Origin of the sequence: Streptomyces sp. MMG1121, assembly GCF_001280015.1 — a bacterium.
In the GTDB taxonomy this organism is placed as follows: domain Bacteria; phylum Actinomycetota; class Actinomycetes; order Streptomycetales; family Streptomycetaceae; genus Streptomyces.
In genome coordinates this window covers 245586-270726 of sequence record NZ_LGDV01000085.1, presented here as the reverse complement: position 1 = coordinate 270726, position 25141 = coordinate 245586, and the positions used below count along the sequence as shown (strand labels likewise).

At 72.9% G+C, this 25141-nt stretch carries 25 protein-coding genes; 17 read left to right on the top strand and 8 right to left on the bottom strand.

Going from position 1 to position 25141, the window contains the following annotated elements; translation table 11 throughout:
* Nucleotides 1–49 precede the first annotated feature (49 nt).
* Nucleotides 50–703, top strand: a complete 654-nt coding sequence (locus tag ADK64_RS09735) for a maleylpyruvate isomerase N-terminal domain-containing protein (RefSeq protein WP_053657081.1) — start codon at nucleotides 50–52, stop codon at nucleotides 701–703.
* 197 nt (nucleotides 704–900) lie between these two features.
* Complete coding sequence (locus ADK64_RS09730; RefSeq protein ID WP_053657079.1) at nucleotides 901–3093, top strand: MMPL family transporter; 2193 nt, start codon at nucleotides 901–903, stop codon at nucleotides 3091–3093.
* Nucleotides 3094–3393: 300 nt separating this feature from the next.
* On the opposite strand, the gene ADK64_RS09725 is transcribed toward ADK64_RS09730, so the two are convergent.
* On the bottom strand, nucleotides 3394–4281 hold the full coding sequence (locus ADK64_RS09725) for an MBL fold metallo-hydrolase (protein ID WP_053657077.1): 888 nt from the start codon (nucleotides 4279–4281) through the stop codon (nucleotides 3394–3396).
* Between the two features lie 544 nt (nucleotides 4282–4825).
* On the opposite strand from ADK64_RS09725, the gene ADK64_RS09720 reads away from it, so the two are divergent.
* Genes ADK64_RS09720 through ADK64_RS09705 form a run of 4 tightly spaced genes read left to right on the top strand, consistent with a single transcriptional unit; the run spans nucleotide 4826 to nucleotide 8595 of the window.
* Nucleotides 4826–5773 (top strand): ABC transporter ATP-binding protein, encoded by a 948-nt coding sequence (locus ADK64_RS09720; RefSeq protein ID WP_053657075.1) that lies wholly within the window; start codon nucleotides 4826–4828, stop codon nucleotides 5771–5773.
* Nucleotides 5770–6615, top strand: coding sequence for an ABC transporter permease (locus ADK64_RS09715; RefSeq protein ID WP_053657074.1), 846 nt, complete (start codon nucleotides 5770–5772; stop codon nucleotides 6613–6615). The genes ADK64_RS09720 and ADK64_RS09715 overlap by 4 nt, the downstream gene beginning before the upstream one ends.
* A 58-nt stretch (nucleotides 6616–6673) precedes the next feature.
* Nucleotides 6674–7930, top strand: coding sequence for a sensor histidine kinase (locus ADK64_RS09710; protein WP_053657152.1), 1257 nt, complete (start codon nucleotides 6674–6676; stop codon nucleotides 7928–7930).
* Complete coding sequence (locus ADK64_RS09705) at nucleotides 7927–8595, top strand: response regulator (protein WP_053657072.1); 669 nt, start codon at nucleotides 7927–7929, stop codon at nucleotides 8593–8595. The genes ADK64_RS09710 and ADK64_RS09705 overlap by 4 nt, the downstream gene beginning before the upstream one ends.
* Nucleotides 8596–8822: 227 nt before the next feature.
* Here the strand turns inward: ADK64_RS09705 and ADK64_RS09700 are convergent, their stop codons facing one another.
* Nucleotides 8823–9455: a LysE family translocator gene (locus tag ADK64_RS09700; RefSeq protein ID WP_053657070.1), complete on the bottom strand. Its 633-nt coding sequence runs from the start codon at nucleotides 9453–9455 to the stop codon at nucleotides 8823–8825.
* A gap of 109 nt (nucleotides 9456–9564) precedes the next feature.
* Between ADK64_RS09700 and ADK64_RS09695 the strand changes: the two genes are divergently transcribed.
* The 5 genes from ADK64_RS09695 (at nucleotide 9565) to ADK64_RS45835 (ending at nucleotide 12856) form a co-directional block, all read left to right on the top strand.
* Nucleotides 9565–10509 (top strand): LysR family transcriptional regulator, encoded by a 945-nt coding sequence (locus ADK64_RS09695; RefSeq protein ID WP_053657068.1) that lies wholly within the window; start codon nucleotides 9565–9567, stop codon nucleotides 10507–10509.
* A gap of 271 nt (nucleotides 10510–10780) precedes the next feature.
* Nucleotides 10781–11476 (top strand): hypothetical protein, encoded by a 696-nt coding sequence (locus ADK64_RS09690; protein WP_053657066.1) that lies wholly within the window; start codon nucleotides 10781–10783, stop codon nucleotides 11474–11476.
* Between the two features lie 93 nt (nucleotides 11477–11569).
* A complete protein-coding gene (tatA, locus tag ADK64_RS42675) occupies nucleotides 11570–11878 on the top strand; it encodes a Sec-independent protein translocase subunit TatA (protein WP_078992577.1) in 309 nt (102 codons plus the stop codon).
* A 142-nt stretch (nucleotides 11879–12020) separates the two neighbouring features.
* The gene (locus tag ADK64_RS09680; RefSeq protein ID WP_053657062.1) at nucleotides 12021–12596 is read left to right on the top strand and encodes a TerD family protein; all 576 of its coding nucleotides are present in this window, start codon (nucleotides 12021–12023) and stop codon (nucleotides 12594–12596) included.
* A gap of 116 nt (nucleotides 12597–12712) precedes the next feature.
* Nucleotides 12713–12856, top strand: a complete 144-nt coding sequence (locus ADK64_RS45835) for a hypothetical protein (protein ID WP_159046207.1) — start codon at nucleotides 12713–12715, stop codon at nucleotides 12854–12856.
* Between the two features lie 48 nt (nucleotides 12857–12904).
* Here ADK64_RS45835 and ADK64_RS09675 read toward each other — a convergent pair whose 3' ends face one another.
* From ADK64_RS09675 to ADK64_RS09655, 5 genes are all read right to left on the bottom strand, one after another.
* Nucleotides 12905–14008 carry a sodium-dependent transporter gene (locus ADK64_RS09675; protein ID WP_053657060.1) on the bottom strand — a complete coding sequence of 368 codons (1104 nt, stop codon included), beginning with the start codon at nucleotides 14006–14008 and terminating at the stop codon, nucleotides 12905–12907.
* Nucleotides 14009–14171: 163 nt separating this feature from the next.
* On the bottom strand, nucleotides 14172–15356 hold the full coding sequence (locus ADK64_RS09670; RefSeq protein WP_234384513.1) for a hypothetical protein: 1185 nt from the start codon (nucleotides 15354–15356) through the stop codon (nucleotides 14172–14174).
* Between the two features lie 66 nt (nucleotides 15357–15422).
* Nucleotides 15423–16091 carry a DedA family protein gene (locus ADK64_RS09665; protein WP_053657057.1) on the bottom strand — a complete coding sequence of 223 codons (669 nt, stop codon included), beginning with the start codon at nucleotides 16089–16091 and terminating at the stop codon, nucleotides 15423–15425.
* An 88-nt stretch (nucleotides 16092–16179) separates the two neighbouring features.
* Nucleotides 16180–16974 (bottom strand): polysaccharide deacetylase family protein, encoded by a 795-nt coding sequence (locus ADK64_RS09660; RefSeq protein ID WP_078992573.1) that lies wholly within the window; start codon nucleotides 16972–16974, stop codon nucleotides 16180–16182.
* Nucleotides 16971–18350 (bottom strand): MGDG synthase family glycosyltransferase, encoded by a 1380-nt coding sequence (locus tag ADK64_RS09655; RefSeq protein WP_063789880.1) that lies wholly within the window; start codon nucleotides 18348–18350, stop codon nucleotides 16971–16973. The genes ADK64_RS09660 and ADK64_RS09655 overlap by 4 nt, the downstream gene beginning before the upstream one ends.
* 141 nt (nucleotides 18351–18491) lie before the next feature.
* On the opposite strand from ADK64_RS09655, the gene ADK64_RS09650 reads away from it, so the two are divergent.
* Complete coding sequence (locus ADK64_RS09650) at nucleotides 18492–18893, top strand: BlaI/MecI/CopY family transcriptional regulator (RefSeq protein ID WP_053657055.1); 402 nt, start codon at nucleotides 18492–18494, stop codon at nucleotides 18891–18893.
* A 19-nt stretch (nucleotides 18894–18912) separates the two neighbouring features.
* Nucleotides 18913–19911, top strand: a complete 999-nt coding sequence (locus ADK64_RS09645; RefSeq protein WP_053657053.1) for a M56 family metallopeptidase — start codon at nucleotides 18913–18915, stop codon at nucleotides 19909–19911.
* 20 nt (nucleotides 19912–19931) lie between these two features.
* Here the strand turns inward: ADK64_RS09645 and ADK64_RS09640 are convergent, their stop codons facing one another.
* Nucleotides 19932–21227, bottom strand: coding sequence for an FAD-dependent oxidoreductase (locus ADK64_RS09640; RefSeq protein WP_078992572.1), 1296 nt, complete (start codon nucleotides 21225–21227; stop codon nucleotides 19932–19934).
* 253 nt (nucleotides 21228–21480) lie between these two features.
* Between ADK64_RS09640 and ADK64_RS09635 the strand changes: the two genes are divergently transcribed.
* The 4 genes from ADK64_RS09635 (at nucleotide 21481) to ADK64_RS09620 (ending at nucleotide 25123) form a co-directional block, all read left to right on the top strand.
* The gene (locus ADK64_RS09635; RefSeq protein ID WP_234384512.1) at nucleotides 21481–22077 is read left to right on the top strand and encodes a hypothetical protein; all 597 of its coding nucleotides are present in this window, start codon (nucleotides 21481–21483) and stop codon (nucleotides 22075–22077) included.
* 326 nt (nucleotides 22078–22403) lie between these two features.
* A complete protein-coding gene (locus ADK64_RS09630; protein ID WP_053657051.1) occupies nucleotides 22404–23597 on the top strand; it encodes an acyl-CoA dehydrogenase family protein in 1194 nt (397 codons plus the stop codon).
* A 58-nt stretch (nucleotides 23598–23655) separates the two neighbouring features.
* Nucleotides 23656–24030: an ACT domain-containing protein gene (locus ADK64_RS09625; protein WP_053657049.1), complete on the top strand. Its 375-nt coding sequence runs from the start codon at nucleotides 23656–23658 to the stop codon at nucleotides 24028–24030.
* Nucleotides 24031–24367: 337 nt separating this feature from the next.
* Complete coding sequence (locus tag ADK64_RS09620; RefSeq protein ID WP_053657047.1) at nucleotides 24368–25123, top strand: GntR family transcriptional regulator; 756 nt, start codon at nucleotides 24368–24370, stop codon at nucleotides 25121–25123.
* The last annotated feature ends 18 nt before the right edge of the window (nucleotides 25124–25141 follow it).

The window sequence follows — 25141 nt, the reverse complement described above, 5'->3', positions numbered from 1 at the left end:
CGCCCGAATTCGGTTGAGCGCAGTTCCCGTCCCGCATTACGTTGCCCGGGTGGATCTCTTCTCACGTTCCTGGACGGCGTTGCGCACGGCGGTCGCCGAACTCGCGGACGAGGACTTCGAGCGGCCCTCCGGCTGTGCCGGCTGGCTGGTGCGGGACCTGGTCTGCCACCTGGTCATCGACGCGCAGGACGTGCTGATCACCCTGGTCACGCCCGCGACGGGCGAACCGACCGTGGACGCGGTCACGTACTGGAAGCTCGTCGAGCCTCCGACGGGTGAGGATCCGCTCGACGCGCTGGTTCCCCGGCTGGCCGCGGCCTACGGCGAGCCGCGGTGGCTCACGTTCCACTTGGACGACGTCGGCTCCGCCGCCGGCCGTGCGGCCGAACTGGCCGATCCGGCAGCGCGCGTCAGCACCCAGGGCGAGGTACTGACCGTCGGCGACTACCTGTCCGCGTACGTCGTCGAATGGACCCTGCACCACCTCGACCTGATCGCGCACCTGCCGTCGGCGCCCGGGCCGCCCGCCGAGGCGCTCGCGGCGGCACGCGCGTCGCTGGAGAAGATCGCGGGATCCGCGTTTCCCGCCTCGCTCTCCGACACGGACGCGCTGCTGGTCGGAACCGGTCGGCGTGCGCCGACCGGCCAAGAGGAAGACGCACTGGGCCATTTCGCCGCGAAGCTCCCCTTCATTCTCGGCTGAGCAGTCCCTTGCCTCTTCCGCCTCGGGCCTACCCCTACCCGATGCACCTGATGAGATGACTGTCGTATCCGGTCACTACCATGTGGCCTCAAGACAACCGATCGGCCGGACCGTTCGATGCGTTCCGGCCTGGGTCGCCGATGCCAGGGACCGCTCCCCGGGCTGCGGTGATCTTCCTGTCCAGGAGGACCTTCCGCATGTTCCGACGTATTGGCAACACCGTCGTCCGACATCCCGTGTGGACGATCGTGGCATGGCTGATAGCCGCGGTGGCGATCGTCGCCACCGCCCCGAGTCTGCCCTCGAACAGTGACGAGAGCAGCTTCCTGCCCAAGAGTTACGAATCCATCAAAGCGGCGGATCTCCAGGAAAGGGCGTTCCCCAGCGCCTTCACGCCGTCCGCGATCGCGCTGTACCAGCGCACCGACGGCGGCGAACTGACCGCCACCGACAAGAAGGACGTCGCCCGGATCACCACGGAACTGGGCAACAAGCACATCGACCAGGTACAGAAGGTCGTCCCCGGCCAGCCGTCCAAGGACGGCAGGTATGACCTGACGCTCGTCCAGATGGACAGCAAGAACGCCGGTCAGCCCAAACAGGCGGACGCGGCCAAGGTGTTGCGCGACGACATCAAACAACTGGCCAAGGGCACGCACCTCGACGTCAAGCTCGGCGGCTCCGCCGCGCAGGCCCTCGACCAGCAGGACTCGTCCAAGCGCGGCCAGGCGTTGATCGGCATCGGCACCTTCGCGATCATCCTGGTGACCCTGCTGATCATCTTCCGGGCGCCGATCCTGGCCGTACTGCCGCTGGTGCTCATCGGTCTGGTCTCGGCCGTCGCCAACGGACTGATCGCGTACGCCACCAAGCTGTTCGGTCTGCAGGCCAACAGCTCGATCTCGTCGATCCTGATCGTCGTGCTCTTCGGCGTGGGTACGGACTACTTCCTGTTCCTGATGTTCCGTTACCGCGAGCGTCTGCGCGCCGGCGACGAACCCAAACTGGCCATGATCAACGCCGTCGACCGGGTCGGCGAAGCCATCGCGTCGGCCGCCGGGGCCGTCATCATCGCCTTCCTGGCGCTGGCGCTGTCCACGCTGGGATTCCTCAAGCAGATGGGCCCGGCGCTCGCCATCGCGGTCGGCGCCACCCTGATCGCCGGTCTGACCCTGATCCCGGCCGTGGTGTCGCTCATCGGACCGAAGGTCTTCTGGCCGTCGAAGTCCTGGCAGCGGGAACCGGAGAACGCCCGGTTCGCCGCCCTCGGCCGGGGTGTGCAGCGACGCCCGGCGCTGACCGCCGCGGTCTCCGGCCTCATCCTGGTCGCCCTGTCGCTCGGCACGCTCGGCTACAAGGCCACCTTCGACCTGGCGTCCGGCTCCATGCCGAAGACCAAGGAGTCCATGGTCGTCCAGGACCAGATGCAGAAGGCGTACTCGGCGGGCGCCGCGGCACCCACCGACGTCTATCTGACCAGCACCGACGGCAAGCCGCTCGACAAGGCCGGCTTCGCCGCGTACGCGCGGAAGCTGGGGGCCGTGGACGGGGTCGCGAGTGCCCGTATGACCCAGGTCAGCCGGGACGGCACCACCGCGGACTTCACCGTCACGCTCAAGTACGAGGCCTCGACGGACAAGGCGATCGACGCGGTGGGCAAGGTACGGGACGCCGCCCACACCGACGCACCTGACGGCAGCAAGGCCGTCGTCGGCGGCATGTCCTCGATCTACAAGGACATCAACAGCGCGGTCAACCACGACTACCGTACGGTCTTCCCGGTCGCGGCCCTCCTCATCATGGTCATCCTGGGCCTGCTGCTGCGCAGTGTGGTCGCCCCCTGGTACCTGATCGCCTCGGTGGGCCTCGGCTTCGGCGCCACGCTCGGTGCCACCGTGTGGATCTTCCAGAACGGGCAGGGACACTCGGGTCTGATGTTCATGCTGCCGGTGATCATGTATCTCTTCGTGGTCGCCATCGGTACCGACTACAACATCCTCATGATCGCCCGGCTTCGCGAGGAGGCCCGTGAGGGCCGCGATCCGCGTGAGGCGGCCGGTATGGCGCTCAGGCACGCCGGACCGACCGTGGCCGCGGCCGGCTTCATCCTGGCGGCGACCTTCGCCACCATGATGCTGGCGGGCAACTCGCTGCTCACGGAGATGGGCTTCGCGGTCTCCTTCGGCATCATCGTCGCCGCCTTCGTCATGGCGATGTTCTTCACTCCGAGCCTCACCGCCCTGATCGGCCACGCGGCATGGTGGCCGGGCCATGGGGACCGGGCCGCCAAGACGACGGCCGAAACGGGTGCGGGGACCTACGGCTCCGCCGCGGTTCCCGGCACCGACCGGGACTCCTTCGCCCACGATCCGGCGGGACGTCGCCACTAGCCCCGACGCGATCACAGGGGAGTCCTGCCGAGCCGCACCGGCCCGGCAGGACTCCCTTCCGCCGTATCCGGGCGGACCGCCGATCGGCACCAGGTCGGCAGGCGGTCGGCGGACGGTCGGCGGGCGTCGGGACACGCGAAGTCCCCGGCCGGAACGGAGCGCCACCCGCGTCCCGGCGCGGGTCGGGCAGGCGGTGGGTCGACGTCGAGGAGCGCCTGCGTCCGTTCCGCCTCGACGCCCGCGGCTTCCAGGAGTCGGCGGCCGGGCTGCTCGCGCGGTGCCGCCGTGAGCACGACGCCGTTACCAGCGCACCGCAGTGAAGTCGACGGGGCGGGGCCGCAGTTCACGGGTGCGTGCCGTCAGCCGCCGCAGTCGCTCGGCCATGTCGTCGGCGGGCAGGTGACGTCGGTCGCCGTGGCCCGGCAGCAGCCACTCGAAGCGCAGCCGGTCCGCGGTCCGGCCCAGGGAGGCGGCCAGTTCGCCGATGGAGTACCAGGTGACACTCTCGGCCACCTCGATGTCCCCGGTGGTGCGTGACCAGTAGAAACTGTCACCGCTGAAGCAGTACCGCTCGTCCGCGACGAACAGCACGCTGCCCTTGGTGTGTCCGGGGAGCGGGAAGGCGATCACTCCCTCGGCGATCTCCTTCGGATCGGTGCCGCTCAGGACGTGGTCGGCGTCCGGGGCGGCATCCAGATCGCCCTCGTGGATCCACAGCCGGGCGCCGAGACGGTCGGCGTACCGGCGGCCGTGCGCGGCGTGGTCGCGGTGGGTGAGCAGGACGTCGGTGACGGGGCCCAGCGCCTCGTAGCGCGCGGCGAGCGAGGTGCTCCAGCGCGGTGTGTCGACCAGCATCGCCGTGCCGTCGGGGCGGCGCAGCAGGTAGGAGTTGGCGCCGGCGGTGTGCGGGGAGTTGTGCCCGCACAGGAGCACGGTGTCGTCCAGGGCCAGAGGGAAAGGATCCAGTGCCGTGTCCAGCCGCCCGGCCGCGGGGCGGATCGAGCGGGTGTGGCAGGCGTGCGCGGCCGCGTGGACCTGCCGGACCTCGCTCTGGGTGCGCGGCTGGCGCAACACGGCCGAGCGGCCGTCGACCTCTCCGATCAGCTCCGGGGCCAGTTGCCGGGCGACGTCGCAGTTCGTGCACCGTTCGTCCACGTACCAGCCGTCCCGTAACCGCTCTTCACTCATGGCTCGTTCCTCTCCGCACGGTGCTCGCCGACCGGCTTCCGACTCTCTAGAGGTATCCCGCGCCGAGCGGAAACCGGAAGAGGGTCCGGACCTTGTACATACGGGATGTCGCTGCTCTGCGGGCGACCTTGACGCCATCGTTGTCACCGGTGACGTTCCTCTCTCTCGGAGCCGCACCGCTCCGGACACGACGGAGGTTGACGTGCGTGAGCCCTCGACCCGGCCGCGCGCCACGGGCCCCCGCGCGGCCTCCGGCACCGGCGACGCGCGCGTCTTCGGCCCGGCGGCCGTGGTCGCCTCCTGCGCAGGCTCCGTCAACCGGCCCGGCGGCCCCGCGGAACGGGCCGTCGGCGCCGTCCCCGTCCTCGTACCCCGCCCGTGGCGGGCCCGCCACGGCGGAAGCCGCTCACGTAGTACCGGGGTACCACGCCCCCATAGCGGTTCAGCCCCCGGTACGACCGGATCCGGCGGTGGGCGATCGTAGCGTGGTCGGTGAGGCGCCACGGGCTATCGGTGGGCGCCGCGTCCGACAGAGAGAACGCGAATGATCGAGGCACAGCAGCTCACCAAGAGGTACGGCGAGAAGACAGCCGTCGACGGGCTGGACTTCACCGTCAAGCCCGGCACCGTGACCGGCTTCCTGGGCCCCAACGGCGCCGGCAAGTCCACGACCATGCGCATGATCGTCGGGCTCGACGCCCCGACCAGCGGCTCCGTCACGGTCAACGGCCATTCCTACGCCCGGCACCGGTCCCCCCTTCAGGAGGTCGGGGCGCTCCTGGAGGCCAAGTCGATCCACCCGGGCCGCTCGGCCTACCACCATCTGCACGCGCTCGCGCTGACCCACGGGATTCCCCGGCGCCGGGTCGACGAGGTCATCGACCTCGCCGGACTCGCCAGCGTGGCGAAGAAGCGCGCCGGAGCCTTCTCCCTCGGCATGGGCCAGCGGCTCGGCATCGCCGCCGCGCTGCTCGGCGACCCCCAGACGGTGATGCTGGACGAGCCTGTCAACGGGCTGGACCCGGAAGGCGTGCTCTGGATCCGCAACCTGCTCAAGGCGCTCGCCGACGAGGGCCGGACCGTGTTCGTGTCCTCCCACCTGATGAGCGAGATGGCCCTGGTCGCCGACCACCTCATCATCGTGGGGCGCGGCCGGCTGCTGGCCGACACCACCGTGCCCGACCTCATCCGCGAGGCCGGCGGCGACACCGTCAAGGTCGTCACGCAGGACCCGGCGCGGCTGCGGGACGTCCTGGCCGGGCCCGGCGTCGACATCACGGGCCGCATCGGCTCGGAGGAACTGCGGGTCACCGGCCTGAGCGCCCGTGAGATCGGACTGACGGCGGCCGAGCACGGCATCGCGCTGTTCGAGCTGAGCCCGCGCACGGTCTCTCTGGAGGAAGCCTTCATGAACCTGACCAGGGACGCCGTGGAGTACCACGGTTCCACGACCGGCATCGAGAGCCTGGAAGCCGCCGGGAGGCCCGCATGAGCGTCCTGACCACCACCGCGACCGACGAGACGCCCACGACCGCTCCCGCGCGCCCCGCCTACCGGGTCACCGGCCGGCGCGTGCTGTCCTCGGAGTGGGCCAAGCTCTGGTCGCTGCGCTCGACCTGGATCACCCTGGGCCTCGGTCTGCTGTTCCTGATCGCGTTCGGGCTGATCGCCGCCTCCCGCTACAAGTCCAACATCGGCTCGCCCCACATGGACAGGGACTTCGCCCGGGCCACCGCCGTCAGCCTGTCCCTGTTCGGCACGAACTTCGCCCAGCTGGCGCTCGGCGTCCTCGGCGTGCTCGTCACGGCGGGGGAGTACTCGACCGGCATGATCAGGTCGACGCTCGCCGCCGTGCCGCGCCGGCTGCCCGTCCTGTGGTCCAAGGCGGCCGTCTTCGGGCTGGTCGCACTGGCGGTCGCGACCCTCGGCGCGTTCGTCGCGTTCGGGTTCGGCAGCCAGATCGTCTCCGGCACACCCGCGGGTATGGGCTTCTCCCACGCGGGCGTCGTACGGAGCCTGCTGGGCGCCGGGCTCTACCTCGGCCTGGTCGGCGTGATCGGCACCGCCCTCGGCGCCCTGCTGCGCTCGGTCGCCGGCGGCATCTCGGTCCTGATCGCCACCCTGATGCTGATCCCCGGCCTGATCTCGCTCCTGCCCAGCTCCTGGCAGGACAACATCAGCCCCTACCTGCCGAGCAACGCCGGCGAGTCGATGTTCGCCCTGACCCACGACACGACCACCCTCTCGCCCACGGCCGGACTGCTGGTCTTCCTCGGCTGGACCGCGCTCGCGCTGGCCGGGGCGGCGTACCGGCTGGTGCGCAGCGACGTCTGACCGCCTGCACCATGGGCAGGTGACACCCTTGACGACCACCACCGACGACGTCAGCGGCATGGGCCCGCTGGTCGCCCGGATGTCCCGGGCCGGCCAGCGGCTGCGCCAGGCCGACCGCGCCCACCCCTGGGTGCTCGACACCGCGGTGGTGGTCGTCGTCTTCCTGATGTTCTGTCTGCCGGACCTGCTGCACGGCCACGCCGGCGACGGCGACGGCCCCCGTCGTCTCCGCCTCGTCTTCAGGCAGCTTCCCCCGGCGGGCATGCTGGCCCTGCAGCTGGGGCTCGTACTGCCCCTGCTGTGGCGGCGGCGCAGGCCCATGGTGGCCTTCGGCGTCATCGCGGCCGTCTTCGTCCTGCAGTGGTCCCTGGGCGCCGTGCTGCGCGCGGACGTCGCCCTGTTCATCGCCCTGTACAGCCTGGCCCTGCACGGAACCCTGCGGCAGTTGCCGTGGGCCTGCGGGATCATGGCGGCCGGCATGATCCTGGTCGCCGTGCGCGCATCGGCGGCGGTGTCCGTCTGGGACGCGCTGTTCTTCCTGCTGAGCACGGCCATCGCGGCCCTGGCACTCGGACTGGTGGTGCGCATCCGCCGGGCCCAGCTCGCCGGTCTGCGGGACCGCGCGGCCCGCCTGGAGATCGAGCGCGACCAGCGCAGCAGGCTCGCGGCGGCCGCCGAACGGGTCCGGGTGGCCCGTGAGATGCACGACATCGTCGGACACAACCTCTCCGTCATGATCACCCTCGCCGACGCCGGCGCGTACGCCACGGACGCGGCCCCCGAACGCGGCAAACAGGCCCTCGAACTCATCGGCGACACCGGCCGGATGGCCCTGGGCGAGCTGCGGCGCGTGCTCGGCGTGCTCCGCGAGGCCTCGGACGGCCCCGCCAGGACGCCCGAACTCAGCCCCCAGCCCGGCATCGCCGACCTGGAGACGCTGTGCGATGGTGTCCGCACGGCCGGCCTGGAGGTCGTCTACCGAACCGTCGGCGACGTGGAGGCCCTGGACAGCGGGGTGCAGCTGGCGGTCTACCGCATCGTCCAGGAAGCCCTCACGAACACGCTGAAGCACGCCGGGGCCGAGACGCGGGTGAACCTGTCGGTCGTCGTCGAGGACGCCCGGCTGATCATCCGGGTCCGGGACAACGGCGCGGCGGCACGTTCGGGGCCGCAGAACGAGGAAGGACACGGCCTGGTGGGCATGCGAGAGAGGGCGGCGCTCTACGGAGGGCACGTCAGCGCCGGACCCGCGCCCGGCGGGGGATGGGCCGTGGAGGCCACCCTCGACCTGGCACCCGAGGGCGGTGCCGCGTGACGACCGTACTCGTCGTGGACGACCAGCCCCTGCAGCGCTTCGGCTTCCGCATGCTCCTCGACGCCGTCCCCGAGACGGAGGTGCTCGGCGAGGCGGCGCACGGTGCCGAGGCCGTCCGCAAGGCCGCCGAGTTGCGCCCCGACGTCGTGCTGATGGACGTCCGCATGCCCGGCATGGACGGCATCGAGGCCACCCGGCGGATCACCGCCGCCGGCGACCGCTCGCGCGTCCTCGTCCTGACCACCTTCGACCTGGACGAGTACGTCCACGCCGCGCTCCGCGCCGGAGCCAGCGGCTTCCTCCTCAAGGACGCGCGCCCGGAGGAACTCCTCGCCGGGATCCGCGCCGTCGCCGCCGGAGACGCCGTCATCGCGCCGTCCCTGACCCGCCGCCTCCTCGACGAGTTCGCCCGCTACGGCCCCGTGCCCGGCGGCGACAGCACCGACGACGCCCGGCTGCGCTCCCTCACCGACCGTGAGCGCGAGATCCTCGTCGCCGTCGGCAAGGGCTGGACCAACGGGGAGATCGCCGGCCACTTCGTCCTGTCCGAATCCACGGTCAAGACCCACGTCGGCCGCGTCCTGGCCAAGATCGGCGCCCGCGACCGCATCCAGGCCGTGATCTTCGCCTACGACCACGGACTCGCCCGCCCGAACGCCGGGTGAACCCCTCGCCGGGTGAACCGCTCGACGGTCACCCCGGCGCCGTGACGGGGGGCGACCGCAGGTTCCATGAACCCAGGGACGCCCCGGGCGGTGTGCAGGGCGAGCGCCGTCCACACCCGCCGGACGGCGTCGGCCGGTACGTCATGGGCCAGCAGGAACTTCCTGGCCTCTTCGGCCGGTTGGCGTGTTGGCCGGGTGGGAGAAGTCAGCCGAAGGCCGGCGCGGCGTCACGCGCCCGCGGCCACCGCCACCCCCAGGACCAGCAGCACGACACCCGTGGCCAGCCCCAGCCCCCTGCTGACCGCCGGCCTGGTGACCAGGGCCCGCCCGCGCTGGACGAGCCAGGTGAACAGCAGATACCAGCAGGCGGTCACCAGGGCCCAGACTCCGCCCAGCGCGGTGCTGGACAGGAAGACCGGCCCGGACGCCGTGACGAACTGGGGCAGCACCGACACGGCGAACACCCCCGCCTTGGGGTTGCCGAGACTCGTGCCGATCCCCATGGCGTAGCCGCTGCGGAAACCGGTGTCGACGGCGGGGACGGGGGAGCCGCAGTCCACGGCGGCCGAGGCGGGCCGGCGCGCGGCCAGCAGCGTCCTGACCCCCAGCGTGACCAGCACGACCCCGCCCAGGATCCGGATCACGGCGTAGGCGCGGGGGCTGGCGAGCAGGACGGCGGACAGACCGGCCGCGGCGGCGACGGACCACAGGAGCAGGCCGGTCGCGTTGCCCGCGATCGTCCCCCGGGCCGTCCGCAGACCGCCCGCCAGCACCTGACGGATCATGACGGCCTGACCGGCACCGGGCAGCATGGCCAGCAGCCAGGTGGTGATCAGGAACGCGGGCAGATGGCTGGGCACGGGACGGCCTTCCCTTCCGGGACTGTCGGGCGCGGGGACTTCTCCAGGCTCGCCGACCCGCACACTTAAGGGAAGTTAAGAGTCTTCGATGCAGCATTAAGGTGAGTGCATGCTCGCGGACCCCGGGCAGCTGCGGCTGCTCGCCCTGATCGAGGAGTACGGCTCGCTCACCTCGGCCGCCCACGCCCTGCGGCTCACCCCCGCCGCCGTGACCCAGCAGGTGACCAGGGCCGAGCGGGACTGGCAGGTGCCGCTCGTGCTGCGCGGGCCGCGCGGGGCGACGCTGACCGAGGCCGGTGCGTTGCTCGCCCATCACGGACGGACCGTCGACGCGGCGGCGGAGCAGGCCGCCACCGACATGGCGGCGCTCCTCGGCCATCTGTCCCTGCGGCTGCGGGTCGGCGCATTCCAGGCCGCCGCCCTGCATCTGGTGCCGCCCGCGCTGACCGCCCTGCGCCACCGCCACCCGGACGCCGACGTCTCCGTGGTCGACCTGGTGTCGGCCCGGGCCCTGGGCGAGATCACCGCCAACCGGCTGGACCTGGCGGTCGTCGCCTTCTTCGGCCCCACACCCGAACTGCCGCCACGGGTCCGCGCGCACCGGCTGCTGCACGACCCCATGGTCGTGGTGCTGCCCGACGACCACCCGCTGGCCGTCGACTCGCCACCGGGCAGCGCGCTGCGCCTGGAGCGGCTGCGCGACGAGTCGTGGGTCGCGATCCTGGCCGGCCACACCGCCCGCGAACAGCTCGACCGGGCTGCGGGCGACGCGGGCTTCCGCCCCAGGGTGCGGTTCGAGACGGAGTCCTACGACGTCGCCCAGGCGCTGGTCGGCGCGGGCAGCGGCGTGGCCCTGGTCTCACGCCTGGCCCTGACCGGTACGCCGGGCACCACACATCGCGAGCTGGCCCGCCCCCGTCCGTACCGCGAGATCCACGCGCTCACCCAGGCCGACACGACACTCACCCCACTGGTCGAGGTGTTCCTCGGCCTGCTCCGCGACGTCGCCCACGAACGGGCCGCCACCTGGCAGGAGCCGCCGGCGGACGGCTGACGGCCGGCTCGCTCGGGGGAACACGACCTCTTGGCCGGCCGGGACGAGTGCACCGGGCCGGTCCAGTCCTCGGCGGCAAGGCGGTCGAGCCACTGGCGGAGCAGGTGCTGTTCGGCGCCGCTGGGGACCGACTGCTCGGGGAGCGCGGCGCGCAGGGCCTGTGCGGAGCCGGCCGGGGGGCGCGCGCTTAAACTGGCCCGGCGTGTGTGCGCCGAGCCGTCCGCCCGGCGGTCTCATCAGCACGCACGGCCGACTCCCAGAGGGGACGGGCATGCCGGATTCCGTGCGGCCGAGGCGTCGCCGTTGGCTCGCCGCGGCGGTCTTCGCCGTGGCGCTGTACGTCGTCCTGCGCGCCGCGGGACTCTTCGGCGGCGACGACAGCGCCGGCACCCCGCCGCCGACGAAGGCGTCGACCTCCGCGCCGACCCCGTCGTCCGGCGCGTCCGGCACCCCGGTCCCCTCGCCCTCGGCCACCACGGTGTACGACCCCGCCGCCTACGCCGCACAGGTGCGGACCCGGGCCCGGCAGACCGCCGTCAGCCCCCAGTTGCTGATGGCGATCCTCTACAACGAGGCGTACAAACCCCACGACCCGGCCTTCGAACGGGCCTGGCAGAAGTACAAACCCGACGCCGCCTTCGGCATCGCGAACATGCACCGCGCCACCTTCGACGAGGTCAAGCTGGGCCGGGACTTCGCGGACCGCGGCTGGGACGAACTGCCGGACGACCGCGACCTCGCCATCGAGGCCGAGGCCTGGTACCTGCACGACCTGGCGGCCCGACTGCCCGACCGCCTGCCCGCCGCGTACTCGAGGAACGATCTCCTGGCGCTCGGCTACAACACCGGCGCGGGCAACATGCTCGCCTTCGCCCACGGCGCGGCGCCCGGCAGCCAGGCCCGTTCCTATCTGGACCGCCTGCACGCGAACTGGGCGAAGGCGGGAAAGGCGGTCGGCGCGGGCTGAGGCGATACGCCCGCTCCGGCACTCGGCCGCCGACGAGGACCGCACACGGTTGTACTGTTGCGCGAAAGGGCAATCTGGAGAGGGGTGGGCGCGATGCTCCGCAATGGGCTGGAACCCTGGCACCTGCTGATCGTGGCGATCGTCATCATCGTGCTGTTCGGCTCGAAGAAGCTGCCGGAGGCCGCGCGTGGGCTGGGCAAGTCCATGCGCATCCTCAAGAGCGAGGCCAAGGCCATGAAGGACGAGGTCGTCACCTCGTACACGACCGCCCCCGCGCAGGACACGGCCGCCCCCACCGAGGACACGACCGCGACCGGTGCGCCGGAGCCCCGGCTCGCCAAGGCCGCGTCCGAGGCGACGGAGACCGCCTCACCGGCGGCGGAGAACCGCGCCGCCCGCTGAGGCGAGCCGCGCGGCCGTCCCGGGGCCGGCGCCCGCCGGTCTCCCACGGTCCAACCTTTGCGCAATTCCTGGAACCGTGACGGTGGGGATGACGTTCAAACCGAGTGAGCGGACAGTAGACGCACGGTCGGGAGGACGAGTCGTGGGAGTTTCCCTGGGCAAGGGCGGCAACGTGTCGCTGAGCAAGCAGGCGCCGGGACTGAGCGCCGTAGTGGTCGGACTGGGCTGGGACGTCCGGACCACCACCGGCGCGGACTACGACCTGGACGCCTCCGCCCTGCTCTGCGACGCCTCCGGGAAGGTCGTCTCCGACCAGCACTTCGTCTTCTACAACAACCTGACCAGCCCCGACGGTTCGGTGGAGCACACCGGGGACAACCTCACCGGCGAGGGCGAGGGGGACGACGAGTCGATCAAGGTGAACCTGGCCGCCGTACCCGGCCAGATCGACAGGATCGTGTTCCCGGTCTCCATCCACGACGCCGATGCGCGCGGCCAGAGCTTCGGCCAGGTGCGCAACGCGTTCATCCGCGTCGTGAACCAGGCGAACGACCAGGAGATCGCCCGCTACGACCTGTCCGAGGACGCCTCGACCGAGACCGCGATGGTCTTCGGCGAGCTGTACCGGCACGGCGGCGAGTGGAAGTTCCGCGCCGTGGGCCAGGGCTACGCCTCAGGACTGCGCGGCATCGCCGCCGACTTCGGTGTGAACGTCTGAGACCGGCGCCTCTCCTGACGCACTGGACAGCCGAACTCGCCCCCAGGGCAAGCGACTTCCAGAGACAGGACAAGCCTCGTCGCGTCCCCTCACCGACAGTCCCGTCACCGGCCGAGGTGGCGTCCGGCACTGCTTACCCCGACAAGATCGTCCAACTCCTGTTCCTCCTGCCCGACGTGGGGTTCGGCACCCTCCGCGCAGCCTTCCGGCCCTACGTCTCCGAGCTGGCCGACGACGACTTCGTTCGGGAACTGCCCTGAGCAGCACCGCCGGTCCGGCCGGTCCGGAGTAGACCCGACAGCCCGCGTTCAGCTCGGCGACGGCGACGGCGACGGCGATGGCGAAGGCGTCGGGCACACCGGGTGGGGGCGGCGGGTCCGTACGACCCGGCTCGCGGCCGTCTTCTGCAGCAGGCCGTAGGCGAGGACCGGCAGCAGCAGATGCGGTTTGTCGGGGAGCGCCGCGGTGATGAGGACGGCACTGGCACTGCTGTTGTTCATGCCGCAGGCGAGCGTGAGCGAGGAGGCGGCGGGCGGGTCCAGGCGCAGCAGCCGCGCCGCGCCGCGGCCCAGCACGAAGGACAGTACGCAGACCAGCGCCGCCACGGCCAGCGCCGCACCGAACAGCAGCGGGCGCGGCCGGGCGAGGAAGGAGCCCAGGGCGCCGCTCGCGTTGACGTACGTCAGCAGGAGCGAGCCGACCAGGGCCGCGGGTACGACGAGGCCCAGCATCCGGCCCGCCCAGGACGGGGGCAGGGCGAGCCTGACCAGGATGCCCGCGGCGCAGGGCAGCACCACGCCGAGGAGGGCGAAGCCGCCGCCGAGGGCGTGGCCGCTCGCGGCGAGGGAGCGGGCGTAGCCGCCGCTGAGCAGTGGGGACAGCAGGCCGATCAGCAGGGGGACGGTCAGCGGGCTCAGCAGGGTGGAGGTGAGCACCAGCCCCACCATCGTCGGCTGGTCGCCGTCTCCCTTGCCGGTCCAGACGGTGGCCCCGGCCGCGACCGGCATCGCCACGATCAGGATCATCGCGGTGATCAGGCCGCTGCCGCCGTCGGCGTCCGGTGACGTGGACAGCATGACCGCGACGAACGGGATGACCAGCAGCGGGATCGCCAGATGCAGCACGAGCCCCGCCAGCAGGGCCCGGGGACGCCGCAGCACACGGCCCATCGCGCGGACCGGTACCTGCAGTCCGGCCGAGAACAGCACCAGGGACAGCAGCACCGGGGCCGTGGCCAGGGGCAGGCGGATGAGGGGACCGAGCGGCAGGGCGTGGGGGTGGCGCAACCACAGGCCGGGGCCGGGCAGGAGCAGGGCGCCGGCGTAGGACAGCAGGACGGCGCGGCCCAGCCGGCGCCGCAGCCAGGCGGTCGCGCGGTCAGTGGACGCGGGGGTGGGGGCCGGAGCGTTCAAGGCGGTTCTCTTCCGTCGCGGGGGCAGGGGCGGTACGGAAGGCCGCTATACGGGACAGGGGTGCGCACAGGTGCATGGCGCCATGGTGCGGGTGGGGGAACGGTGGGGCCAGTGACACGGTGCGGCAGTCAGGATGCGTTCAGGTTCGCGGTGGCCCGGCGGCTCAGAGCGGTTTGGGGGCGAGGGTGGCCAGGTAGCCGCCGTAGAGCAGCGATACGGCGGCGAGGGCGCCGTACACCCGGTGGGCCCGGGGCCGCCGGGTTCGCCAGGTCGTCGCCAGGGCCCGGGCCGCCGGCAGGAGCAGGGGGAACGCCGGGACCAGGAAACGGGGCTTGGACGAGAAGGGTCCGGACACCGCGACCACCAGCAGCAGCAGGACCCCCGAGAACACCACCAGCGACAGCGGCGCGCGGTCCAGGCACAACAGGCAGAACAGCAGGATGCCCGCCAGGACGACGATCACGGCCATCGGGTAGGCCGGTCCTGTGCCGTGCAGCGGCATCGAGCGCAGGAGGCGCAGGGGTCCTACGGTGAGGTCCAGCCGGGAGTTCCAGGCGCTCTGCACACGGAAGTAGCCGTGGAGCAGGTCCCCCGTCCGCCCTCCCACCCACAGGACATAACCGATCCAGCCGAGCGGACCGAGCACGGTGCCGGCCCACAGCCCGGGTGGCACGCGCCCTCGCCGCCGTACGGCCTCGTACACGGCCGCGGTGGTGACGGCCGCGGCGGCCGCGATGCCGCTCGGCCGGGACAGGCCCGCCAGCAGCGCGAACGAGCCCGCGGCCAACCAGCGGCCCCTCAGCACGCAGTACAGGGACCAGGCCGCGCACGCGGTGAACAACGGCTCGGTGTAGGCCAGGCCGAGCACGACCGCGTGCGGAAGCACCGCCCACAGGGCGACCAGAGCGATGGCGACGTCCCGGCCGTGGAGGTGGTGGCCGATCGCGTAGACGGCGTACGCGGCGATCAGCGCGCAGCCCCAGGCGATGAGCAGTCCGGCCTGCCCGGCGGTCAGGTGCAGGAGGCCGCTCAGCGCACGGATGAGGCCGGGATACAGGGGAAAGAACGCCCAGTCGGTCTGGACCGCGCCCGTCGAGGTGATGCGGACACGGGTTCCGTAGCCGTGCTCGGCGATGTGCAGGTACCAGACCGAGTCCCAGGCATGAGCCAGGCTCTTGCCGAAGGCGCGACCGGCGACCCGGTCGACCGCCACCACCACGACGACACCGGCCAGGCGGACGACGGTGAACAGGGCGAGGGCCCGCAGGACTCCGGGCGGACTCCCGACCGGTGGACGTCCGCCTCCGCGGGGAGCGTCGGATCGCCTCAGCGCGGAGGACGTGCTCACTCTCCGACCATGAGCGGCCGGGCACGCGGGCGCAATCCGGAGCCCGCCCGCCGGCGGGCCATGCCGTCAGCCGCGCTCCTCCTGCGTCCGAGCGGCCCGGCGGGAGCGCAGGACCTCGGCCAGCAGCGGGATCAGGGACACGACGACGATCAGTGCGACCATCGGCAGCAGATAGCGGTCGACGTTCGGGATCGAGGAGCCCAGCGCGTATCCGCCGAGGGTCAGGCCGAGGCTCCACACCAGACCGCCGGCCACCTGCCAGATCGTGAACGTCCGCGCCGGCACGCCCAGGGCGCCCGCCATCGGATTGAGCACGGTCCGTACCACCGGCACGAAGCGGGCCAGGACGACGGCCTTCGCGTGTCCGTAGCGCTCCAGCAGTTCCTCGGCGCGCTGTGCTCCCTCGTGCAGTTTCTTCGAGCGGCTGCGGGTGAGCAGGGCCCCGCCCGCCTTGCGGCCGAGGAGATACCCGCACTGGGCGCCGGCCAGTGCGCCGACGGCCGCCGAGACCAGCAGCGGTCCGAGCGAGAGGTGCAGGCTCTGGTCGGCCGAGCCGGTGCAGAGCAGACCGGCGGTGAACAGCAGCGAGTCGCCGGGCAGGAAGAAGCCGACGAGCAGTCCCGTCTCGGCGAACATCACCACGCCGACGCCCAGGACGCCGAACGCGGACAGCAGCGATCGCGCGTCCAGTACGTTGACGGCCAGCTGCGACGCGAGGTGCATCGGTGTGGTCATAGGCCCCGAGCCTCCATAAGAGTGACTACAAGCATGTAGACGATTCGTGCATCGTAGACGAGTGGAAAGCGCGCTGCCTTCCCGGTGCCTAACGGCCAAAGCGGCCCGGAGCACCGGTACCGGCAGGGTGAACGTCATCGACCGGGCCGGGTCCGGGCCACCCGTGGTCGCACAGCCGGCCGACCTGGTAGCCCCGCTCCGTGCAGGTGTCGAGGATGCGGGGGAGCGCGCCCAGGGCCGAACGCCAGGCGCCGGGGGCGGAGGTGCAGTCCGAGTCGTGCAGCAGGATCGTGCCGCCGCCGTCGAGGTCCGCGGTCACCGTCCGGTGGACCGACTCGGGTGTGGCCCGTGCCGTCCAGTCCTCGCCCCAGCAGGTCCACAGCACCGGGGTGAGCGCGAGGCGCCGGGCCGCGACATGGGCTGCGGTGGACATGACGCCGTAGGGCGGCCGGAAGAGCGTGGGCCGGGTTCCGGTGATGTCGGCGACGGTGTCGCGGGCGCGGGCGAAGTCGTCGTACGTCGCGCGTGGGCCGCGCAGCAGCAGGGGTCGGTGGAGCCAGCCGTGGATACCTATCTCGTGGCCGGCCGCGGCGATCTCGCGCACCACGCCGGGGGAGCGGTGTGCCTCGCTGCCGAGCAGGAAGAAGGTGGCGCGCACTCCGCGCCGTTCGAGGAGGCGCAGGAAGAAGGGGGTGGACAGCGGGTCGGGTCCGTCGTCGAAGGTGAGGGCGACGTGGTCCGGGCGGCCCCGGCCGGACAGGCGGGGCATGGTGCGGTTGCGCAGCGGCCCGAAGGTGGAGACGACGGGCGCGCAGTGGACCGCGGCGAGGGCGGCGGGCAGGGCGGCGAGAGCGGCCTTGCGCAGCGGGTGGGTCGTCGTCACGAGTGGTGTCCTTCCTGGTCGAGGGCGGGTGCGAGCCGGTCCAGGTCGAGGCCGTGGCCGAGCGCGTGCATCAGCGCGGGTGCGTCGTACGAGGACGCGACCCCGGTGCCGACGGCGCACGCCCACACCGCGCAGGCCGCGGCGGTGGTGACCGCGAGCCGCCGGGAGCGGGGGCGGCGCCGCGCGGTGGGCGGCGGTGGAGGCGGCGGGCCAGGGCGGTGGAGGCGGGCTATCTCGGCCGCGGGGCCCTCGCCCGGGGACCGCGCGAACAGGGCGAGCCCGGCCTCGCGCTGCCGCAGCCCCAACGGGCCGTCGACCAGCTCGCACAACACGCTCTCGAGGTCGGCCGGATCCCGGATCCAGACGGCCGCGCCCGCCTCGTCCAGGGCGGCGGCGTTGGCCGGTCCGTGGCCCGGTATGCAGCGGTAGCTCGCCACGGGCAGGCCCGCGGCGAACGCCTCCAGGGAGGTCAGCCCGCCCGCGTTCTGGACGAGCACGTCCGCCGCGTGCATCAGGCCGGGCATGTCGTCGACCCAGCCGAAGGCGTACTCGATGCCGTCCGCGCGCAGGTGCCGTACCAGGGCCTGGTTGCGGCCGCAGACGACGACCGGGACGGCGGCCCCGCAGTCGCGCAGCTCCCGCGCGACCTGCCGGACGGGGCCCACCCCCCACGACCCGGCGACCAGCAGCGCGAGCGGGGCGTGCTCCGGCAGTCCGAACCGCGCCCGCGCGCGGGCGCGTTCCGCCGCGTCGCAGGGCCGGAAGCGGGGGTCGGTGACCGGTCCGCACACCCGCACGTCCCGGGCCCCGGCCGCCCGCGCCTGGGCGGCGGGCACCGCGTGGGCCGCGAGATGGACGTCCACCCCGTCCGCCACCCACAGCGGATGCACCGAGAAGTCGGTCAGATACGTCACGACGGGGACGCTCAGGCGTCCGTCGAGACGCAGACCGCCCAGGACGCGACTGGCGCCGGGATAGGTGGAGACGACCGCCCCGACGTCCGGCCCCAGGGCGCGCAGGACGCGGTCCTCGGCGGCGCGCAGCAGCGCCCGTGCCGCGGGGCCGCTGCCGCCGGCGCGTTCGGTGCCGGCGTAGATCCGCTGGTAGGCCCAGGGGGCCGCGACGAGCATGCGGTGGTAGCCGTCCCGGACGACCCGGCCGAGTCCGGCGGGCAGCAGGTCCAGCAGGTCGTACCGGTCGACGGCGAAGCCGTCCGCCCCGAGGCGCCGCTCCAGCTGGGCGGCGGCCCCGTCGTGACCGGCGCCGACGCTCGCCGAGACGATCGCGACCCGGCGCGAGGCCGGCGCCGCGTCGCGGGGCGCCGGCGGGAGACCCGCTGCCGCGCGCCGCGGCAGCGTACGTCCGGGATTGACCATGAGCTGTCCTCTGCGCAGGTGGAAGGACGCGAAACTACAAGTTGTAGTAGTTCGCGGTTCAAAGCTCGGAGCATACCTCCTACGACTAGTAGGAGAGGGCCGGGTAGCCTGTCCTACGGCAAGGCGACGGAGAGGCGAACGGTGAACGGCTTCAGGGAGATCGGCACACCCGGCAGGCGGGCGCGCGGCGAACTGGAGAGCAATGTGCTCGCCGCCCTCTGGTCCGCCGACGGGCCGCTGACAGCGCGGCAGGTCCTGGGACGCCTGCCGGGCGACCTGGCCTACACGACGGTCCTGACGATCCTGTCCCGGCTCTACGACAAGGGCATGCTCGTCCGCCGTCGCGAGGGCCGCGGATACGCCTACGAACCGGCCCGCGACGAGGCCTCCCACACCGCGCACCGCATGAAGTCGCTGCTGGAGGGCGGTTCCGACCGCGAGGCGGTACTGGCCCGCTTCGTCTCCGAACTGTCCGCACGGGACGAGCGGTTGCTCCAGCAGCTGCTGTCCGGACCCGACGGCCGCGACGGCGCCGGACACTGAGACGACGGGAAGTGAGCCGGTGCTGATCAGCGTCTATGTCCCGCTCGTCGTGACGGCCGTGCTGAGCGTCCTCGCGCCCCGGCCGGCCCGCCGGCTCGCTCCGCGCCCCGCCGCCTGGGCGCTCGCCTGCACCGCGCTCGTGACGACCGTCGGCTGGACGGGCTCGCTGGCCCTGCTGGCCTTCACCGGGATCGCCCAGATACCCGAAGTGGCGGCGGAGGGCCGCTGGTCGGTCGCCGTCCTGCGGGCCGAGAACCCGGTCCACCTCACCGTCGCGGTCGTCGGCGCGCTCGTCCTGCTCGCGGGGGTCGCCTCCCTGGCCCTCGCCGCCGTACGGCAGCTCCGCCATCTGCTGTGGGCCCGGCGCGAGTGCGCCCGCGTGCCCGGGGACGGCGAGCTGGCCGTGATCGACGCCGCCGCGCCCCAGGCGTTCGCCCTGCCCGGCGCGCCCGGCCGCATCGTCGTCTCCCGAGGCATGCTGCGCTGCCTCGACGACGAGGAACGCGAGGCGCTGCTGGCGCACGAACGCGCCCATCTGCGCGGCCGGCACCATCTGTTCCAGACCGTGTGGCGGCTCACCGCGGCCGTCAATCCGCTGCTGCGGCCCCTGGCCGACGCGGGCGGTTTCGTCCTGGAGCGGTGGGCGGACGAGGAGGCGGCGGCGCACGTCGGCAGCCGCAGGGTCGTCGCCCGCGCCGTAGGGCGGGCCGCGCTCGCCGCCTCGGCCCACACGTCGAGCCCGCCGGCGCTCGCCGTCACCGGCGGCGCCGTACCCCAGCGGGTCCGCGCCCTGCTCGCCCCGCCACCGCCCCGCCGGACCCTCCCCATCGCGGGCGGCGCCCTGCTGCTGACCGTGTGCTGCGCGGGCCTCGCCAACGCCGCCTCCGACAGCGACAAGATGGTCGACGACGCCCAGCGCGCCCAGTGCGTCGCGATGGCCGCGCAGCTGGGCGCGGCGCACCCCGGGGACTTCGACGGCTGCTGCCGGCACCACAGGGCGGGCGAGCGGCGCCGGTAGCGTGATCCGTGCCCCCGCGGTCACCGGGCGGCGCGGCTTCGGTGCCCTGCGTGCGCGGCGATGCGGGTGGCGGCGAACCCGGTCCCGGCGACGAACCGCATCATGGGCCCGAACATCGGGGCGGCGAGCGACCCGGTGAAGTACAGACCGGGCACGGACGACTCGAACGTGCCGCTCAGCTCGGGAGCCCCGGACCCCGGCACGCACACCAGCGCCTGCCGTAGCGTGGGTGCGAGGAACGGCAGCGCGTCCAGGTCGAGCCGGTACCCGGTGGCCGCGAGGACGTGGTCGACGGTGTGGAACTGCGCGGGCGCGGTGGTGCCGGGACCGGCGAGTTCGAGGCGCACGGCTCCCCCCGACGCCACCTCGGCGCGCGTGACGCGGCACGAGGTGTGCACCGGTACGACGCCCTCGACCCGGTCCCGCAGCCACCAGCCGCCCGACGGGCCCAGCGCGCGCCGGAAGAGCAGCAGCCGGGCGGACGCCGGCAGTCGCCGTACGGCGTAGGGGGCCGCGCACACCGTGGCCAGGACCCAGCCGGTGCCCAACGGCGAGGCCGGCCGGGCGAGACGCTGGGGCCAGGGACGGGTCAGGACGGGCGTCGTTCCCCACCGCACCCGGCTCTCCCGGACCAGCACCCGCGCCTCGGCGCCGGCCTCGTGCAGCAGGGCGGCGCTCTCCAGCGCGGACTGGCCGCCGCCGATCACGGCGACCCGCTGCCCGGCGTAGCACGAGAGGTCGGTGTGGTGGCTGGTGTGCGACACGGGGGCGTCGGGGCCGGGACCTTCGGGCGCCAGGCGGCGCAACTCCTCGGGGACGTGGGCGAGTCCGTTCAGACCGGTGGCCACGACGACTGCCGCGGCGGCCAGTTCCCTCCCGTCGGACAGCCGGACCGCGAAGCCCGCGGTGGTCCCGTCCCGGTCGAGGGACACCACACGGGCCGGATCGACGTCACCGACGTACTGCTTCTGGAACCACTGCCCGTAGCGTACGAACACGTCGCACGGAATCGGCGTCAGCTCGGTCAGCTCCGGCTCGCCCTGGCGCCGGCGGAAGTCGGCGAGCCGCGCGCCCGGTTCGGGTGCGGACAGATCGGTGGCCGCCGGTGTCGACTTCAAGAACATCCCGGTGGCCATGGCATGCCGCCAACTGCCCATCACCTCCCCGAAGACGAGCACCGGCACCCCGGCCGCCCGTAGGTGCGCGGCCACCGACAGTCCGTACGGTCCCGCCCCGACCACGACGACCGGAAGCCTTCCGCGTCCGGTGAACACCCGCTCAGGGGTGGGGTGTTGACCCGGAAGAGACTGCGTCATGCATCCCCCTGCTGGTCCGCTCGCCGCCTTTCCCCCGGGCGGCGCGACACGTAGGGATGGTGCGACCGCCGCCGCACGCGTCCCCCCTCCGTCGCCGAGTGTGACCCGCCGCCCGTCACCGGCGTGCGGAATCGGCGCACGTTGCCCGAAACATGGTCGAACCGTATGAGGTGCATTGCCTTGCCGCGCGCCCCCGTCGGAACTACCTGGCCACCGTCGCGATCACGTGCTCGTCCGCTTCATACTGACAGTCATGCGCGTGCTGGGCGTGAGCAACGAGGCCGAGATGGTCGCCTGCTTCCTGGGTGGCGAGCTGTCCAGCGAGCGGTTCGGCGGTGACATCCGGTCCCGCCTGGTGGCATGCGGGCAGACCGAGGAGTTGATCACTCGTCCGGACCTCTCCGACGCCGGAGCGAACGCCGCACGTCGCGCCCTGCTCGCGGCGACGCGCGGGTACGGCGAGGACCGTGAGCTGTTCGAGAACTTCCCGGCTCGTGTCACCTGGACCAGGGCGGTGCTCTCCGCTGCCGAGGTGGCCCAGGTGCGTTACATGAACTATTCCTACTGGGTGGAACTGTCGGGTGGCAGCCGTCGGCCGGCCGATGCGGCCGGACGCGTCAGGGCAGGCGTCCGGGCGTTCGACGTGCCCAACGAACGGTTCGTGAAAGCCGCTCGTGCGCTCACGAGAGGGGAGCGGTTCTCGCCTCTGATCCTTGTCGGCGAAGGACACGAGCGGTTGGTGTGTCTGGAAGGCCACCTGCGCCTGACCGCCTACGCCCTGGCCGGTTTCCCGGCCGACGTCGAGTGCCTGGTGGGCACCGCGCCGGCCATGGGACGCTGGGCGCAGTAGGCCGACGACGACGCGCTGGCCGCCGAGGTGGACCGGATCACCGCCCTCGTGGCCGCCGCCCAGCAGCCCGACGGCTACCTCAACACCTGGTTCCAGCTCAAGGAGCGGGGCAGGCCTGGGCCAACCGCGCCGACGGCCGCATGCGGGCCTGGCTGCCCACGTCCTGAACCCGCCACCCGCCACCCGCCGCACGGTCCCGCCGAGCGGGGTGACGGTGTGTCGTGAAGCCAGTCGGGTGATCGACGGGCCGGTCCCGGGCTCGGGTGCGGCCTGTGGTGGGCTCGGCCGGAGAGACTGCCGCCATCCCAGTGGAGGTGGCGAACAGGATGCTCAGCGACACAACAACGACGCTCGTGGCCGAGCGGCCGCTCGTGGCGGAGGTCGTCGCCGGCGCACCGCGCGTGGCGGAGATCGCGGCGCGGTGCGCCGGGGAGACGGAGGCCGCCCGACGGCTCGCGCCCGAGGCGGTCGAGGCGGTGCGGGAGGCCGGGTTCGCCCGGCACTTCGTGCCCGCCGCCTACGGCGGTGCCGAAGGCCGTTTCACGGACATGACCTCGGCGGTCACGGTGGTCGGCCAGGGCTGCGCCTCGGCTGCCTGGGCCGCCTCGCTGTCCGCGTACGCGGCCCGCTACGGTGCCTTCCTGCCCCTGGAGGGACAGGCCGAGATCTGGGCCGACGGACCGAACGCCCTGATGGCGGGCGCGCTCATGCCGGCCGGCAAGGCCGAGCCCGTGGCCGGCGGCTGGCGGCTCAGCGGCGAGTGGAAGTACATCAGCGGAGTCCGCTTCGCGGACTGGGTCTTCGCCTGCTCCGCCGTACCCAACGGTCAGCCGGGTCCCGACGGACGCCCTGAGGTGCGGTTCTTCGCGGTGCCGCGGGCGGACGTCACCGTGAAGGACACCTGGTTCACGATGGGCATGCGCGGGACCGGCAGCGACACCATGGTCCTGGACGACGTCCTCGTACCCGAGCACCGCACGCTGTCGAGGTTCGACATCAACGCGGGCCGGGCCACCGCTTCCGAGGCCCGCTGCCACACCGTCCCGGTGGACGCCCTGAACGCCCTGCCCCTCGCCGTTCCGGTGCTCGGGGCCGCCCGGGGGGCGCTGCGCGTCGGCACCGAGCAGACGGTTCTACGGGTCGACCGGCGGGGCGTGCCGGTGCGGGAGAAGCCGCCGGCGCAGATCGAGCTGGCCCGCTCGGCCGCCGAGGTGGACGCCGCCGAACTCCTCATGCAGCGGGCCGCCAGAGTTGCCGACGGCATCGAGCAGACCCGGGAGGGCGAGGCGCCGGTCCGCGGGCCGCGGGACCTCGCGCTGGCCGTGGAACTGCTGGTCGCGGCCGTCGACCGGATCTTCAAGTCCGGCGGGACCACGGCCCACTTCGAGTCCGACCCCGTCCAGCGGTTCTGGCGGGACGTCAACACCGCCGCCTCCCATGTGATCTTCGACTTCGAGACCACCGGGGCGGCCTTCGGCGCCTGGGCGCTCGGCGCCGAGGGCACGGAGCGCGGGCGCTGACTCGGCAGGGGTGGCGGCGGCGCGCCTGCCGCCACCCCGCGACGGGTAGCCTCCCGTGATGAGCGAGCTGCGCAGACGACTGCGCGTACTGCCGGGCCGCTTCGGCGTGGCCCTGCTGGAAGACGGGGCGCATCCTGTGGACGAGAGCTGGTTCGCGGCTGTTCGCGGACCGGAGGGGCTCACCGTCGTACAGGAGGTGCGCCCAGGCGAGCAGACGCGGGACGACTGGGCGGGGCTGTACGGCGACGACGCCCACGATCTGGACGCGCCGGGCATGCTGGCCGCTGTCGTGGGGCCCCTCGGGGCGCGGGGCATCCCGGTGTTCGTCGCCTCCACCTACCACTCGGACGTGATCCTCGTACCGCACGCGCGGCTGGCGGAGGCGCTCACCGTACTCACGAACGCCGGTCACGAGGTGACCGGCCCTGCCTGAGCCGGGGGCCGTCAGCCGCACGGGCCACCTCCACACCGTCGCGGGACTCCCGGGCCCGCGCGCCGGCGCCGGCGACCACGGGGCGCCCGCGGGCGCGGGCCGCCTCGGTCACCACCCCACCGGCGCGGCCGACGCGGATGTGGCCCGGGGACGCCAACTGCCGGGCGACGGAAGAGGATCCGGCGTGGGTGACCGGCACGACGGGTGTGGCGCCCGTCCGGGGGCGCATGACCACCGAGCGTATTGCTGCTCCAGTAGCTTTCGCCGGGTGCGTTAGCTTCTCGACTCCGTCTGGAATCACCAGCTGTCGCTCAGCGAAACCGCCGGAGAGTCACGCATGCCCCGACAAGCGCCGTATCTCGCGATGGCCGACGCGCTGCGCGCCCGCCTTCTCTCGGGGGAATGGGACGTCGGACAGCGCCTGCCGTCGCGGGCACGGCTCGCCGAGGAGTACGGGGTCGGGCGCAATGTCGTGCAGCGGGCCATGGACCGGTTGATCAGCGACGGTCTCCTCGAGGGGCGTGCCGGCTCGGGCACCTACGTCCGCGTGCCGCGCGAGCGCCTGCGGCTGGTCCGCTCGCGGCACCAGGAACGCCGGGGCGGCGCCCCCTTCCACGCCGGCACCCGGGAGCCGGGCAGGGCCGACGCCTGGGACGCGCACAGCCAGGTGCGCGTCCCCGCTCCGCAGGCCATCGCCGAGCGCCTCGCCATCAGCCCCGGGGAACCCTGCGTCACCACGCACTACGAGTTCCTCGCCGGCGGGCAGCCCGTGCAGCTCTCCGCATCCTGGGAGCCGATGGCCCTCACGGACGGAACGCCGATCGTGCTGCCCGAGAGGGGACCCCTGGCGGGACAGGGCGTGCCCGCGCGGATGCGTTCGATCGGCGTGGTCATCGACACCGTGGTCGAACTGCCGCGCCCGGCCCGCGCCACCCAGGAGCAGGCTAACCTGCTCGGCATCGGCGTCGCAGACCTGGTGCTCCAGATCGAGCGGACCCTCTACGACGCGGACGGACGCCCGGTGGAAACCGCCGACATCGTCATTCCGGACGTACGCCGGGCCGTCGTCTACGCGTTCGGGGCCGAACGGTGAGTCCGAGGTCCACCCCCT